Genomic DNA, 13,211 nt, shown 5'->3' on the forward strand with positions numbered 1-13,211 from the left:
CTGGAAGTTAAGCCTGACAGCGCCGATGGTACTGCGACCGGTAGGTCGTGGGAGAGTAGGACGTCGCCGGACATTCACACTGTTAAGGGCCACCCATCCACTGGGTGGCCCTTAATGTATGTGCCTGTACTTTTGGCGCTGTAGTTTTGTCTGAGCGCCGTTTTCCCTCGTACGACCGATAGGAGTCACCGTGGCTACGCCACCTCGCAACCCCCGCTCTGGCCCGGGCGATCGCTCTGGCCGTGGTTCCACCGGCGGATCGGGTCGTGCCGGCGGCGGACGGTCCGGAAACACGGGAGGTCCCCGCTCTGGCGGGTCGAGTTCTGGTGGATCCAGCTCCGGCGGTTCTCGAGGCGGCAGTTCTTCGGGTGCCCCTCGTGGTGGCTCCGGTGCTCCCCGTGGTGGCAGCTCTGGCGGTCCCCGTGGAGGTTCGTCCGGTGGACCCCGTGGAGGTAGCTCCTCTGGTGGGTCTCGTGGCGGTTCCTCTGGTGGTGCGCGTGGCGGCAGCTCTTGGAGTGCGTCTGGTGACGGGCGCAGCGGAGCTCCGCGTACTGGTGGTTCCTCTGGTGGTCCTGGTAAGCCGAGTTCGCGGGATGACCGTGGGCCGCGTCGGGACGACAAGCCGGCGGCCAAGCGGAACACGCGCTGGGACGACAAGGGCGATCCGGGACGGGATCCGTTCCGTGGACAGCTGCCGGACCGTGGCGATGACCGTGGCTCGCGTCGTGATGACCGGGGTAGTTACAACCGTGATGACCGCAGTGGGCCGCCCCGTGATGACCGCGGTGGGTACAACCGCGACAGCCGTTCGGGACTAGGGTCCGACGGTCGCTCCGCTCCGCGTGGGGACAACCGTGGTGCGCCTCGTGACGATCGTGGCGGTTACAACAGAGACGAACGCAGTGCCCCGCGGCGCGACGAGCGTGGTGGGTACAACCGCGACGATCGTGGCGGCTACAGCAGTGCGCCGCGTCGCGACGACCGCAGTGCACCCCAGCGTGATGATCGTGGTGGCTACAACCGCGATGACCGCGGTGGTTACAGCAGCGCGCCTCGCCGGGATGACCGTAGTGCGCCGTCGCGCGACGAGCGTGGTGGCTACAACCGCGATGACCGTGGTGCGCCGCGTAGTGCGCCGCAGCGGGATGACCGTGGCGGGTACAACCGGGACGATCGTGGTGCGCCCCGTCGGGATGACCGCAGTGCGCCTTCGCGGGATGACCGTGGCGGGTACAACCGGGATGACCGGGGCGCTCCGCGTCGGGATGAGCGGGGTGCTGGCCGCGATGAGCGTGGTGGGTACAGCCGGGATGACCGTGGTGGTGCTGGGCGTGACGATCGTGGTGCGCCGCGTCGTGATGACCGTAGTGCTCCTCGTCGGGATGACCGCGGGGCGCCGCGTAGTGGTGGGTTCTCGAGTGGGCCTCGGTCTGCGCCGCCTCGGGATGGGCGGCCGACCGGGTTCAAGGGTGGTGCGCGGACTGGTCCGCGCAGCGATGACCGCACGGGGTCTGTGCCGCGTCGGGACGAGCGGACCGGATACCAGGGCGCTGCGCCGCAGCGGGACGAGCGTGGGCCGCGTCGGGATGACCGGTCCGGACCCCGCCGGGAAGAGCGTGGTGGTCGTGGGCGGAACGATCGCGAGCGCGGCGGCCGGTTCGAGCGTGAGGGCGAAGAGCGCGTTGGTCCGCGCAAGGACGACCCGGTCATTCCGCCCGGGATCACCGGTGCGGAGCTGGATCGTGGGGCGAAGGCCGAGCTTCGGTCGTTGCCGCGCACCCTGGCCGACCTGGTCGCGCAGCACCTGGTTGCTTCCGGACAGTTCCTCGAGGACGACCCGGAGCTGGCCTACGCGCACGCCAAGACGGCGCGGCGGCTCGCTGCGCGCCTGGGCGGGGTACGGGAGGCTGTGGCGATCACGGCGTACCTGTCCGAGCACTACGCCGAGGCGCTGACCGAGTTCCGCGCTGTCCGGCGGATGACGGGTAACCATGAGGTGCTGCCGGCGATGGCTGACTGCGAGCGTGCGCTCGGCCGGCCGGAGAAGGCGCTGGAGCTGTCGCGGGAGAAGCAGGTCATCGATCTCGAAGAGGGTTCTCAGATCGAGATGCTGATCGTGGCGGCCGGTGCCCGGCGCGACATGGGGCAGACGTCGGCGGCGATCCAGACGCTGGAGATCCCTGAGCTGACGAAGCGGACGCGGGCGGAGTGGTTGCCGCGGCTGCGGTACGCGTACGCCGATGCGCTGGCTGAGGCTGGGCGGACCGAGGACGCGCTGGTGTGGTTCCACCGGGCGGCTGGGGCTGACCAGGATGGTTCCACTGGTGCGGCCGAGCGGGCGGCGGAGCTCGAGGGGCTCACCTTCACTGATCTGGACGACGAAGAGGACGAGGTCGTCATCGAGGTGATCGGCGACGAGGCCGACACGGACGAGGATGAGGTCGAGACCGACGACGAGTCGGACGACGACGAGTCGGACGACGACGATGACGAGTCGGACGAAGGTGACTCCGACGATGACGACGAGTTGGCGGAAGACGCTGACTCGGACGATGGTGATGAGTCGGATGACGACGCCGATGACGACGCCGATGACTCGGACGACGCCGACCCCGACGCCGATGAGGTTGACGTTGAGGATGAGGACGTTGACGGCAAGGTCGACGACGGTGTGGATGGCGAGAAGCCGAAGGACTGATCCGGCTTTCTGAAAGCTGCTGAACGGCCCGGGTGGGTGGTGGAGAAATCTGCTGCTCGCCCGGGCCGTTCGTTTGTCCGGCGTGGCGGGGCGAGGCGGTCGGGGAGCAACGAGAATGGGGCGATGACAGCGGAGGCAGGTGCTGGTGGGGAACTGCTGGTGGGTGAGCTGGTCGGCAAGGCGATCGGCAAGGGCGCCCGGCGGCTGACCAAGGCGGTGGGGATGGTGGAGCGCGGCGACGACGACGCGATCCACCAGGTGCGGGTGTCCTGCCGGCGGCTGCGCAGCGATCTCAAGCTGTTCCGCAAGGTGCTGGCGGGTGACTGGAGCAACGAGCTGCGCGACGAGCTCGCCTGGCTGGCCAACAGTTGTGGCGAGGCTCGCGACCTCGAGGTGATCGCCGAGTTGGTGCGCGACGGCGTGACCAGTGAGGACGAGCCCGACCACGTGGCGACGATTCTCGGCACGCTCACGGTCGACTTGGAGCGTGCTGGTGCTCGCTCGGCCGAGATCGTGCTGGGGGAGCGAACCGCCTTACTGGTGGACGATCTGGAGGCCGTGGCCGCGTCGCCCGGGCTGAACGACAAGGCGAAGAAGACCTGCGCCGAGTTGCTGCCGAAGCTGCTGGCGTCCGCGCGGCAGAAGTTCGACGAGTCGGCCGACCAGTTGAAGCCGTGGACACCGGATGACGACTGGCATGAGGTGCGGTTGCTGGCCAAAAGACTCCGGTACGCCGCTGACACGACGGCCTCCGTGCTCGGCGACGAGGCGCGAGAGACCGCAGTACAGGCTGCGCGGTTCCAGGAGTTGCTGGGGCAGCACCAGGATCACTGCGCGGCTGCTGATGCGTTGACCGCGCTGGCCAAAGAGGCGGCTGCGCAGAGCGATTCGGAGCTGTCCTTCACGCTGGGCCGGCTGACCGAGCGGCACCGGGCTGCGCGGAAGCCACTCCGGGAGGAGTTCCTCAGCCAGTACCACCGCGCCTAGCTGAGCATTCGGAACAGCAGACCTACCCGTGGCTTGGGACCGAACGAGGTTGCCTTCTGCGGCAGTACGACGCCGCGCAGCGCCGAGTGCAGCACCTGGTCCATCCGGGGCGCTACAAGCTCCACTGCGGCCTGCTGGGGGCCTGCGAGGGCTACTGCGTCCGTCAGCGCGTGGTGGAAGGTGATCTCGTCGGCAGGAACGCCCCACGCCGGCAGCAGCTCCCGGTGCAGCAGCGCGACAGTGGGAGTCACCTGGCCCTCTGTGGACTGCAGTGTCACCCAGGAGGTCCCGTCGGTGATCGCAATGCGATCCGGCACACCTTCCACCCGGCCGGGCAGCACCTGCCAGCCACTCGGAGTACGGGACGACACCACCTCCAGGGTGAGCCCCGGTACGACGCGGTGGATCGGGTCCAGGGTCAGCGGGTGCCGGTCGTTGTCGACCAGCATCGCCAGGCCGACCTCCGTCCCGTGGCGGTCGGGTTCACGCCGGTTGCGTTCCAGGTACGCCGCGTAGCGGTGGTGGCCGTCGGCGATCAGGGCCTCGTGGGTCGCCAGCTCCTCGGCGATCTTGGTGAGCAGCTCCGGGTCGTCGATCCGCCAGATCCGGTGATGGGCGCCGTTCTCGGTGTCGGCGACCAGCCACGGCGTACCCGCGCGGGCTTCGTCCACCGCGTCGCCGGCCACCCGGCCACCGTTGTAGGCGAGCAGGATCGGCTCCAGATCGGCGTCGGTGGCCTCCATCAGCTCGAACCGGTCGTCGACCCAGTGCGGCATCACGTCCTCGTGCGGCAGCACCACCCGGCGGGCCGGATCCAGCGCGAGCGAACCGACCAGCCCGCACAGCACGGCGCCCTGGAACTGCTGCTCGTACACGTAAAGCGCGGGACTGCGGTCCTGGATCACCACCCCCTGGTGCTGCCAGTCGGCCAGCCTGCGCGCGGGCTCGTCGTACCGGCCGGGACCGAGGTCGGGATCGCGTGGAAGGATGAGCCTCACCATGTTGTGGAGATCAGAGTCAGTCAGCCGCCGGACGATGGCGGGTTCCAGTACGTCGTACGGCGGCGACGTCACCGCGCCGAGGGCGCTCACCTTGCCCGCGACGAATCGCCACGCCTGCAGCGGCTCGAGCCGCAACACGCTGGCGGAGGCTTCTGACATGGGCGGCATCGTACGGGGGGAAGCATGACCAAGGCACAGGAATCGCCCGCTCCACTGTCGGCTTGTGACGAACCGCTCGCCGGCCGGTACGACGTCGCCCTGCTCGACCTGGACGGCGTCGTGTACGTCGGTCCTGATCCGGTGCCGGACGCGCCGGAAAACCTGCGCAAGGCGGCCAAAGAGGGCCTGCGGATCGGCTACATCACCAACAACGCCAGCCGGCCGGCCTCCGTGGTCGCCGAGCATCTGGCGTCATTCGGGCTCGACGTGATCGCCGACGACGTGGTCACCTCGGCACAGGCCGCCGCGAAGCTGATCGCGAAGGAGTTCCCGAAGGGCTCGCCGGTGCTGGTGGTCGGTGGAGAAGGGCTGATCGCGGCGCTGGAGGAGTATGAGCTGCGGCCGGTCCGGAGCAGCGACGCGCACCCGGTGGCCGTGGTCCAGGGCTTCCACCCGGATGTGAACTGGGTGATGCTCGCGGACGGCGCGCACGCGATCAACGAAGGCGCGAAGTGGTACGCGACGAATCTTGATCTGACGATCCCGACGGCCGGTGGCAAGGCGCCGGGGAACGGGACGCTGGTGCAGGCGGTGCGGGCCGCGGTCGAGGTGGATCCGATCGTGGCGGGCAAGCCGGAGACGCCGTTGCTGGAGACGAGTATCGAGCGGCTCGAGGCCAAGAACCCGTTGATGATCGGGGATCGGCTGGACTCCGACATCGCCGGCGCGCACAACGTGGGGATCGCGAGTCTGTGGGTCGCGACCGGCGTCCACGACGCGCATGATCTGGCGGCGGCGCCGAAGAACGAGCGGCCGACGTACATCGGGGCCGGGCTGGGCGCGCTGCGGGAGAAGCACCCGGGCGTGACGGTCGACGGCGACAAGCACACTTGCGAGGGCTGGACCGCTTCGGTGGTCGACGGAGCGGTCGCGGTGACGGGCGAGGGCAAGCCGTACGACGGGTTGCGGGCGATCCTGTCGGCGACCTGGGCGGCGGTGGACGCGCCGGCCAAGCCGGTGGCGAAGACGGGCGCGAAGGGCGCCTCCCGGGGTCGGCGGCCGTTGCCGAAGCCGGCGCCGGAGCTGGGGTCGATCACCATCGACGAGGCGCTGCATCGGGTGGGCCTGAGCAACTAGCCCTCTTGATGTCGGGATGGGTGGGCTGGTATTGCGGGGTCGGCGCGATACCGTGGCTGGCAGGTCATGCCTGACCGTGGCGGTGGGGTCGGGCAGAGGACAACACGGAGGTTTCTCATGGTGATGGATGCATTGCGCGGCTACGTACAGCTGGCGAACGGTCTGACCGAGGTGACGAAGCAGCGGGCGCAGCAGGCCGCCAAGGCGTTGTTGCAGCAGACCGGGGCAGACGCGCTGACGACCGGCGTCACCACCAAGGTGAGCGACCTGGCCGAGGAGATCCTTGCCACCAGCAAGAGCAACCGCCAGCTGCTGCAGGCGATCGTGGCGAACGAGGTCGAGGGCGCGGTGGCGCGGCTGGGCTTCGTCCGGTCCGAAGAGGTCGCGGCGCTGAGCCGGCGGGTCGACGGGCTGGAGCGCGAGCTGGCGGACGCGAACGACGCGCTGGTGGCGGCTTCGGCTGCTGCTTCGGCGCCCGCTGCTCCGGTGGCCGCGCCGGTGGCGAAGAAGGCTCCGGCGAAGAAGGCCACGCCGGTGAAGGCTGCTGCGGCGAAGACTGCCGCGGTGAAGACTCCGCCGGTCAAGAAGGCTGCCGCGAAGAAGTCCGCCGCCAAGAAGACGGCCAAGAAGGCCCCGGCGAAGAAGGCGTGACGTGACCGACTACCCCGGCGAGCAGTTCCCCCCGGCAGTCGACCCCGACGTCGAGCCGGGGCACGCGCCCGAGCCCGACGAGAGCTCTGAGCCCGACTACGACGCGGAGCCCGGTCCGGAGTCGGCGTACGACGCGGATCGGCCCAGCGCGTGGGTGAATCCGACGTTGCAGGGCCGGCCGCACACGGATCCGTTGCTGGCTGGATTCACCGTGTACGGCGATCCGACGCCGGAGCCGGAGCCGGAAGAGGACACCGAGCAGGCGTTCGAGGCGTCGCTCGAGGAGCCGGTTCGGCATTCGTTCGTGGACGACGGGCCGGAGGAGTACGACGAGCCGGCCGCGCGGGAAGAGTCGCCTGAGCCGGCATTCGAGCCTGAGGTCGAGGTTGAACCTGCTGCAGCACCAGTGCCTGCACCGCAGTCGTATGGGCGGCCTGACGCGGAGTCGTTCCAGCGCGCTGCAGCTCCGACGCCTGCCGCGCCGGTGGCAGCTCCTGTTCCGGCCGCTCCGCGGCCGCCCGTTCCTTCGCCTGGCCAGACGTTTCCGCGCCCGGCAGCCCCGGCGGCTGCTCGCCCGGCGCCTTCGACTCCTGCTCCGATGGCTCCTCGGCCCGCGCCGGCGCCTGCTGCCGTAGTACCGGCTGGTGAGGGTGAGCGGGAAGATGGGGTGCATCCGTTGGTGGAGGAGACGATGGCTCGGCTGGACGAGTTGCGGGAGCGGCCGATCGGCGAGCACGCGGAGGTTTATGCGGACCTGCACGAGCGGCTGCAGACTGCTCTGGTGGAGGCGGACGCCGACCATGGCGACCGGGGTTGAGTGACCGCGAGGGTCCATGGCTAAAGGAGTGAAGCGCTCCCGGCTGGATGCTGAGCTGGTACGGCGTGGGCTGGCGCGGTCGCGGGAGCAGGCCAGTGAGCTGGTGCTCGCGGGCAAGGTGAAGATCGGTGGCACGGTGGCGACCAAGCCGGCCACCGGGGTGGGCGCGGATGCGGCGATTCTGGTCGACACGTCCGAGACCGACGATCCGGGGTACGCGTCGCGGGGTGCGCACAAGCTGGTCGGCGCGCTGGAGGCGTTCAGCGAAGTACAGGTGAAGGATCGCCGGTGTCTGGACGCGGGTGCGTCGACTGGCGGGTTCACCGATGTGCTGCTCAGGAACGGCGCGGCGAGTGTGATCGCCGTCGACGTCGGCTACGGCCAGCTCGTCTGGGCGCTGCAGACCGACGACCGCGTCACCGTGATGGACCGCACCAACGTCCGCACGCTCACGCTCGAGGACATCGGTGGTGAGCCGGTCGATCTGGTGGTCAGCGACCTCAGTTTCATCTCGCTCACGATCGTGCTGCCCGCACTGCTGGGCGTGGTCAAGCCCGACGGTGAGCTGATGCTGATGGTGAAGCCGCAGTTCGAGGTCGGCAAGGAGCGGCTGGGCAAGGGCGGCGTCGTCCGCGATCCGGTACTGCGGGCCGACGCGGTCCGTGGCGTGGCGACCAAGGCGGCGGCGCTGGGCTGGGGAGTGGCCGGTGTCGCGGCCAGTCCGTTGCCAGGTCCGTCAGGAAATGTCGAATACTTCCTGTGGATACGCCGTACAGCCCCGCCGCTCGATGAGACGATGCTCCGGACCGCCATCGAGAGCGGTCCGCAGTGACTACCGAGTCTGTCAGTGAAGGGCAGGTCCCCGTGGTTGACCAGGCGTCCGAGCCCCGGCGCGTGCTGCTGGTGACGCACACCGGCCGCGACCTGGCCGTCGAGGTCGCGCGGGTGGCGCACCGGTTGCTGACCGACGCCGGGCTGGTGGTCCGGTTGCTGACCGAAGAGTTCGAGGCGATGAAGCTCGAGCCGGTCGAGATCGCCGACGATCCCGCGAAGGCGGCCCAGGACGTCGAGCTGATCATCGTGCTCGGCGGCGACGGCTCGATCCTGCGCGGCGCCGAGCTGGCCCGCCCGCACGGCACCCCGGTGCTGGGCGTGAACCTCGGCCATGTGGGATTCCTGGCCGAGGCCGAGCGTGATGACCTGGAGCAGATCGTCGACGTCGTGGTCGAGCGCAGCTACACGGTCGAGGAGCGGATGACGCTCGCGGTCGATGTCTGGCACGACGACGAGCTGATCTTCGACACCTGGGCGCTGAACGAGGCATCCGTGGAGAAGGCGGCCCGGGAGAAGATGCTCGAGGTGATGGTGGAGGTCGACGGCCGGCCACTGTCACGCTGGGGGTGTGACGGCGTCGTGGTGGCGACGCCCACCGGCAGTACGGCGTACGCGTTCTCGGCGGGTGGACCGATCGTGTGGCCCGAGGTCGAGGCGATCCTGATGGTTCCGCTCAGCGCGCACGCGTTGTTCTCCCGCCCGATCGTGGTGGCGCCGACGTCGCAGCTGTCGATCGAGCTGATCGCGGCCTGGCACGGGCGCGGGGTGCTGTGGTGCGACGGCCGGCGGATGGTCGAGGTGCCGCCGGGAGCGGTGATCCAGGTCCGGCGCGGCAAGACGCCGGTCCGGTTGGCCAGGGCGCACGAGGCGTCCTTCACCGACCGGCTGGTGGCGAAGTTCGATCTACCGGTGCTCGGCTGGCGCGGCCGCGCCGAGCGCGACCGCAACCCAGACGCAGAGCTAGACCGCAGTTCACAAGAGGAGATCTAGACCATGCTCTCGGAGATCCGCATCACCGGACTGGGCGTGATCGAGGACGCCACGCTGGAGCTCGATCCGGGCTTCACCGCGGTCACCGGCGAGACCGGCGCCGGTAAGACGATGGTCGTGACCGGCGTCAACATGCTGCTGGGTGGCCGGGCCGACAGCGGCCTGGTCCGGCACGGCGTCCGACGCGCGCGGGTCGAGGGGCGCGCGAGCAACGTGCCGCGGTCGATCGTGCAGCAGGCCGAGGATCGTGGCGGCGAGCTGGACGACGACGAGCTGCTGATCGCGCGGGAGTTGTCGTCCGAGGGGCGGTCGCGGGCCTTCCTGGGCGGCGCTTCGGTGCCGGTGTCGGTGCTGGCCGAGGTGTCCGGCGATCTGGTCGCGATCCACGGCCAGGCCGACCAATGGCGGTTGCTGCAGCCGGCCAAGCAGCGCGAGACGCTCGACACGTTCGCGGGCAAGCCGGTGCTGGTGCCACTGGGGGAGTACACGACGGCGTACCGGCGGCATCGGGAGATCGAGGCCGAGCTGACCGAGCTGACGACACGCGAGCGCGACCGGCTGGCCGAGGCGGATCTGCTGCGCTTCGGGCTGCAGGAGATCGCCAAGGCCGAGCCGTTGCCGGGTGAGGACGTCGAGCTCGCCGCGGAGGAGGAGCGACTCGCCTACGCGGACGGACTCCGTACTGCGGCCACGACGGCGGCCGACGCGCTGGCCTCCGAGGACCTGGAGTCGACCCGGCCGAGCGACGTGCTCGGGCTGCTCTCGCTGGCGAAGCAGGCGCTCGACGGCGAGCGCGAGCACGACACGGTGCTGGCCGGGCTCGCCGATCGCGCGAGTGAGCTCGGGTATCTGGCGGCGGACCTGGCCGGCGAGCTTTCGTCGTACGCCGCTGACGTGGACACCGATCCGGCCCGGCTGGCCGTGGTGAGTGAGCGCCGCGCGCTGCTGACGGCGCTCGCCCGCAAGCACGGTGCCGAAGAGGGCACGGTCGAGGAAGTACTCGAGTGGTCGAAGCGCGCCGCGGTGCGGCTGGCCGAGCTGGAAGGCAGCGACGAGCGGGTCGAGCAGCTCACCGCCGAACTGACCGAGCTGAAGGCCCAGCTGAAGGATCTCGGCGGCCAGGTCAGTACTGCGCGCCGCGAGGCGGCGGGGCGGCTCGGCGTACTGGTGTCGGAGGAGTTGAGCGGGCTGGCGATGCCGCACGCGACCCTGACGGTGGAGGTGCACGAGAGCACGCCGGGGCCGTTCGGGGCGGACGAGACCGAGTTCTGCTTCGCGGCGAACCCGGGCAGCCCGGCGCGGCCGCTGCAGAAGGCCGCTTCCGGCGGTGAACTCTCGCGGGTGATGCTGGCGCTCGAGGTGATCCTGTCGGACACGCACAAGGTGCCGACGCTGGTGTTCGACGAGATCGACGCCGGGATCGGCGGCCGGGCGGCGGTCGAGGTCGGCAAGCGGCTGGCGAAGCTGGCCGAGAAGGCGCAGGTGATCGTGGTGACGCACCTGCCGCAGGTGGCGGCGTTCGCGGACCGTCACGCTGTGGTGCTGAAGAGCGACGACGGCTCGGTCACCACCAGCGGTCTGGTGGCGCTGGACGACGACGCCCGGTTGAAGGAGCTCAGCCGGATGATGGCGGGGCTGGAGAACTCCGACGCCGCGCAGGCGCATGCCGAGGAGCTGCTGGCTTTGGCGGCGGAACGGCACAAGAAGCCGAAGAAAAAGTCTGGTTCAAAAGGATGATTTAACAGTGCGTCACCGGGGTGCCCGTGGAAAAGGCGGGTGGAAGGCTCTTGACATGGCAGGATGAGTAAGCGATGAAGCTGCCCAGTCTGCGCAAAGCACGCCCACCTGAACTGCCCGGGATCGCCGGGGTGGTCCGGCTCGATCGGCGTACCAAGAATCTCACCAAACGGCTCAAGCCGGGCGAGATCGCGGTGATCGACCATGTCGACCTGGACCGGGTCAGCGCCGAGGCGCTGGTGGACTGCAAGGTCTCGGCGGTGGTCAACGTCGCCGACTCGATCAGCGGCCGCTATCCGAACCTCGGCCCCGAGATCCTGGTCGAGGCGGGCATCCCGCTGGTCGACGGGATCGGCCGCGAGGTCTTCTCGGTGCTGCACGAGGGCGAGCGGGTCCGGCTGCACGACGGCATCCTGTACCGCGGTGAGGAGGTCGTCGCCAAGGGCGTCATGCAGGACAGCGAGAGCGTCGCGCAGTTGATGGACGACGCCCGCGCGGGCCTGTCGACCCAGCTCGAGGCCTTCACCGCGAACACCTTGGAGTACTTGCGCCAGGAGCGCGACCTGCTGCTGGACGGCATCGGCGTACCGGCGGTGCACACGCCGATGGACGGCAAACACGTGCTGATCGTGGTCCGCGGTTACGACTACCGCGAGGACCTGGTCGCGCTGCGGCCGTACATCCGCGAGTACCGGCCGGTGCTGATCGGTGTCGACGGCGGCGCCGACGCGCTGGTGGAGAACGGCTACGTCCCCGACCTGATCGTCGGCGACATGGACTCGGTCAAGGACGAGACGCTCAGGTGCGGCGCTGAGATCGTCGTGCACGCGTACCGCAGCGGACATGCGCCGGGGTCGGAGCGGATGGAGCGGCTCGGGGTCGAGTCGATCGAGTTCCCGGCGGCCGGCACCAGCGAGGACGTCGCGATGCTGCTGGCCGATTCGAAGGGTGCCTCGCTGATCGTCGCGGTCGGCACCCACAACTCGCTGGTGGAGTTCCTCGACAAGGGGCGCTCCGGGATGGCGAGCACCTTCATCACCCGGCTGCGGGTCGGTGCGAAGCTGGTGGACGCCAAGGGCGTCGGCCGGCTCTACCGCAGCCGGGTCTCGACCTACCAGGTGGTCGCGCTGATCGCGGCCGGCCTGTTCGCGCTCGGCGTGGCCATGGCCGCCATCGGCGCCGACGACGTGCTCTGGTCGATCCTGCGGGCGCGCTGGAACGACTTCGTCTACTGGATCCGGGAGCTGTTCACGTGATCGACTTTCGCTATCACATCGTCTCCATCGTGGCGATCTTCTTCGCCCTCGGCGCCGGTGTGGTGCTGGGCGCCGGGCCGCTGAAGGGCGCCGGCAGCGACATCGTCCAGGCCCAGGCCGACAAGGACCGGGCCACCGTCGAGGCCCAGCGTGAGCAGCTGATCCAGGCCAAGGCGCTGGACAAGTACCGCGACGACTACGTCGCCAAGGTGACCGCCGGCCTGACCGACGGCAAGCTGACCGGCAAGCGGGTCGTGCTGGTCACCATGCCGAGCGCGGCCGGCGAGCTGACCGACTCGATCCAGGAGGCGCTGGAGAAGGCCGGGGCCCAGATCACCACCAAGGTCGCGCTGGACAGCAAGCTGTTCGACCCGGGACAGCGGCAGCTGGTCGAGCCGCTGGTCAACGACCTGGTCACCAGCGACCTGCAGTTCCCGGCCGAGAGCAACACCTACCAGCGCGCCGGGATGATCCTGGCCCGCGGGGTGGCGGCCAAGGAAGAGGCCAAGCCGCTCGACACCGAGTCGAACAAGATCGTCAGCGGGCTGACCAGCGCGAAGCTGATCTCGCTGAAGCCGAACCCGAAGGACCGGGGCAGCCTGATCGTCGTCGTCGCGGCCAAGCCGCCGACACCGGCCCCGGACAACTCGTCGTACAACGACGCGGTGGACTTCGCCGAAGGTCTGGATGCGGCCAGCGCGGGCGTGGTGGTCGCCGGAGTACCGGAGTCGGCCCAGAACGGCGGCCTGCTGAAGTCGCTGCGTGGTGACTCCGACGCGACCAAGGCGTTGTCCTCGGTAGATGTCGCGAACATCCCGAGCGGGCAGATGACGGTCGTGTTCGCGCTGGTCGAGCAGGCCAGTGGCAAGGCCGGCCAGTACGGCGGGGTGGACGCCAAGAACGGTGTCGCGCCGTCGGCCGATCAGGTGAAGGGCAACAACTGA

At 69.5% G+C, this 13,211-nt stretch carries 11 protein-coding genes; 10 read left to right on the forward strand and 1 reads right to left on the reverse strand.

Going from position 1 to position 13,211, the window contains the following annotated elements; translation table 11 throughout:
* The first annotated feature begins 1,513 nt into the window (after positions 1–1,513).
* Positions 1,514–2,698 carry a hypothetical protein gene (locus AB0P21_RS34370; RefSeq protein WP_363702348.1) on the forward strand — a complete coding sequence of 395 codons (1,185 nt, stop codon included), beginning with the start codon at positions 1,514–1,516 and terminating at the stop codon, positions 2,696–2,698.
* 123 nt (positions 2,699–2,821) lie between these two features.
* Positions 2,822–3,685, forward strand: a complete 864-nt coding sequence (locus AB0P21_RS34375) for a CHAD domain-containing protein (protein WP_363702350.1) — start codon at positions 2,822–2,824, stop codon at positions 3,683–3,685.
* Here the strand turns inward: AB0P21_RS34375 and AB0P21_RS34380 are convergent.
* The gene (locus AB0P21_RS34380) at positions 3,682–4,845 is read right to left on the reverse strand and encodes a DUF1015 domain-containing protein (RefSeq protein ID WP_363702352.1); all 1,164 of its coding nucleotides are present in this window, start codon (positions 4,843–4,845) and stop codon (positions 3,682–3,684) included. The genes AB0P21_RS34375 and AB0P21_RS34380 overlap by 4 nt on opposite strands.
* Before the next feature lie 24 nt (positions 4,846–4,869).
* Between AB0P21_RS34380 and AB0P21_RS34385 the strand changes: the two genes are divergently transcribed.
* From AB0P21_RS34385 to AB0P21_RS34420, 8 genes are all read left to right on the forward strand, one after another.
* Positions 4,870–5,982, forward strand: a complete 1,113-nt coding sequence (locus tag AB0P21_RS34385; RefSeq protein ID WP_363702354.1) for an HAD-IIA family hydrolase — start codon at positions 4,870–4,872, stop codon at positions 5,980–5,982.
* 117 nt (positions 5,983–6,099) lie between these two features.
* Complete coding sequence (locus AB0P21_RS34390) at positions 6,100–6,633, forward strand: phasin family protein (protein WP_363702356.1); 534 nt, start codon at positions 6,100–6,102, stop codon at positions 6,631–6,633.
* Position 6,634: 1 nt separating this feature from the next.
* On the forward strand, positions 6,635–7,450 hold the full coding sequence (locus AB0P21_RS34395; protein ID WP_363702358.1) for a hypothetical protein: 816 nt from the start codon (positions 6,635–6,637) through the stop codon (positions 7,448–7,450).
* A 16-nt stretch (positions 7,451–7,466) separates the two neighbouring features.
* Positions 7,467–8,282: a TlyA family RNA methyltransferase gene (locus AB0P21_RS34400; RefSeq protein WP_363702360.1), complete on the forward strand. Its 816-nt coding sequence runs from the start codon at positions 7,467–7,469 to the stop codon at positions 8,280–8,282.
* Positions 8,283–8,314: 32 nt separating this feature from the next.
* Positions 8,315–9,274 (forward strand): NAD kinase, encoded by a 960-nt coding sequence (locus tag AB0P21_RS34405; protein WP_363702362.1) that lies wholly within the window; start codon positions 8,315–8,317, stop codon positions 9,272–9,274.
* Between the two features lie 3 nt (positions 9,275–9,277).
* Positions 9,278–11,011 (forward strand): DNA repair protein RecN, encoded by a 1,734-nt coding sequence (gene recN / locus AB0P21_RS34410; protein WP_363702364.1) that lies wholly within the window; start codon positions 9,278–9,280, stop codon positions 11,009–11,011.
* Positions 11,012–11,085: 74 nt separating this feature from the next.
* On the forward strand, positions 11,086–12,267 hold the full coding sequence (gene steA / locus AB0P21_RS34415; protein ID WP_363702366.1) for a putative cytokinetic ring protein SteA: 1,182 nt from the start codon (positions 11,086–11,088) through the stop codon (positions 12,265–12,267).
* Complete coding sequence (locus AB0P21_RS34420; RefSeq protein ID WP_363702368.1) at positions 12,264–13,211, forward strand: copper transporter; 948 nt, start codon at positions 12,264–12,266, stop codon at positions 13,209–13,211. The genes steA and AB0P21_RS34420 overlap by 4 nt, the downstream gene beginning before the upstream one ends.

It is taken from the genome of Kribbella sp. NPDC056861 (assembly GCF_040687575.1).
Classification (GTDB): Bacteria; Actinomycetota; Actinomycetes; order Propionibacteriales; family Kribbellaceae; genus Kribbella.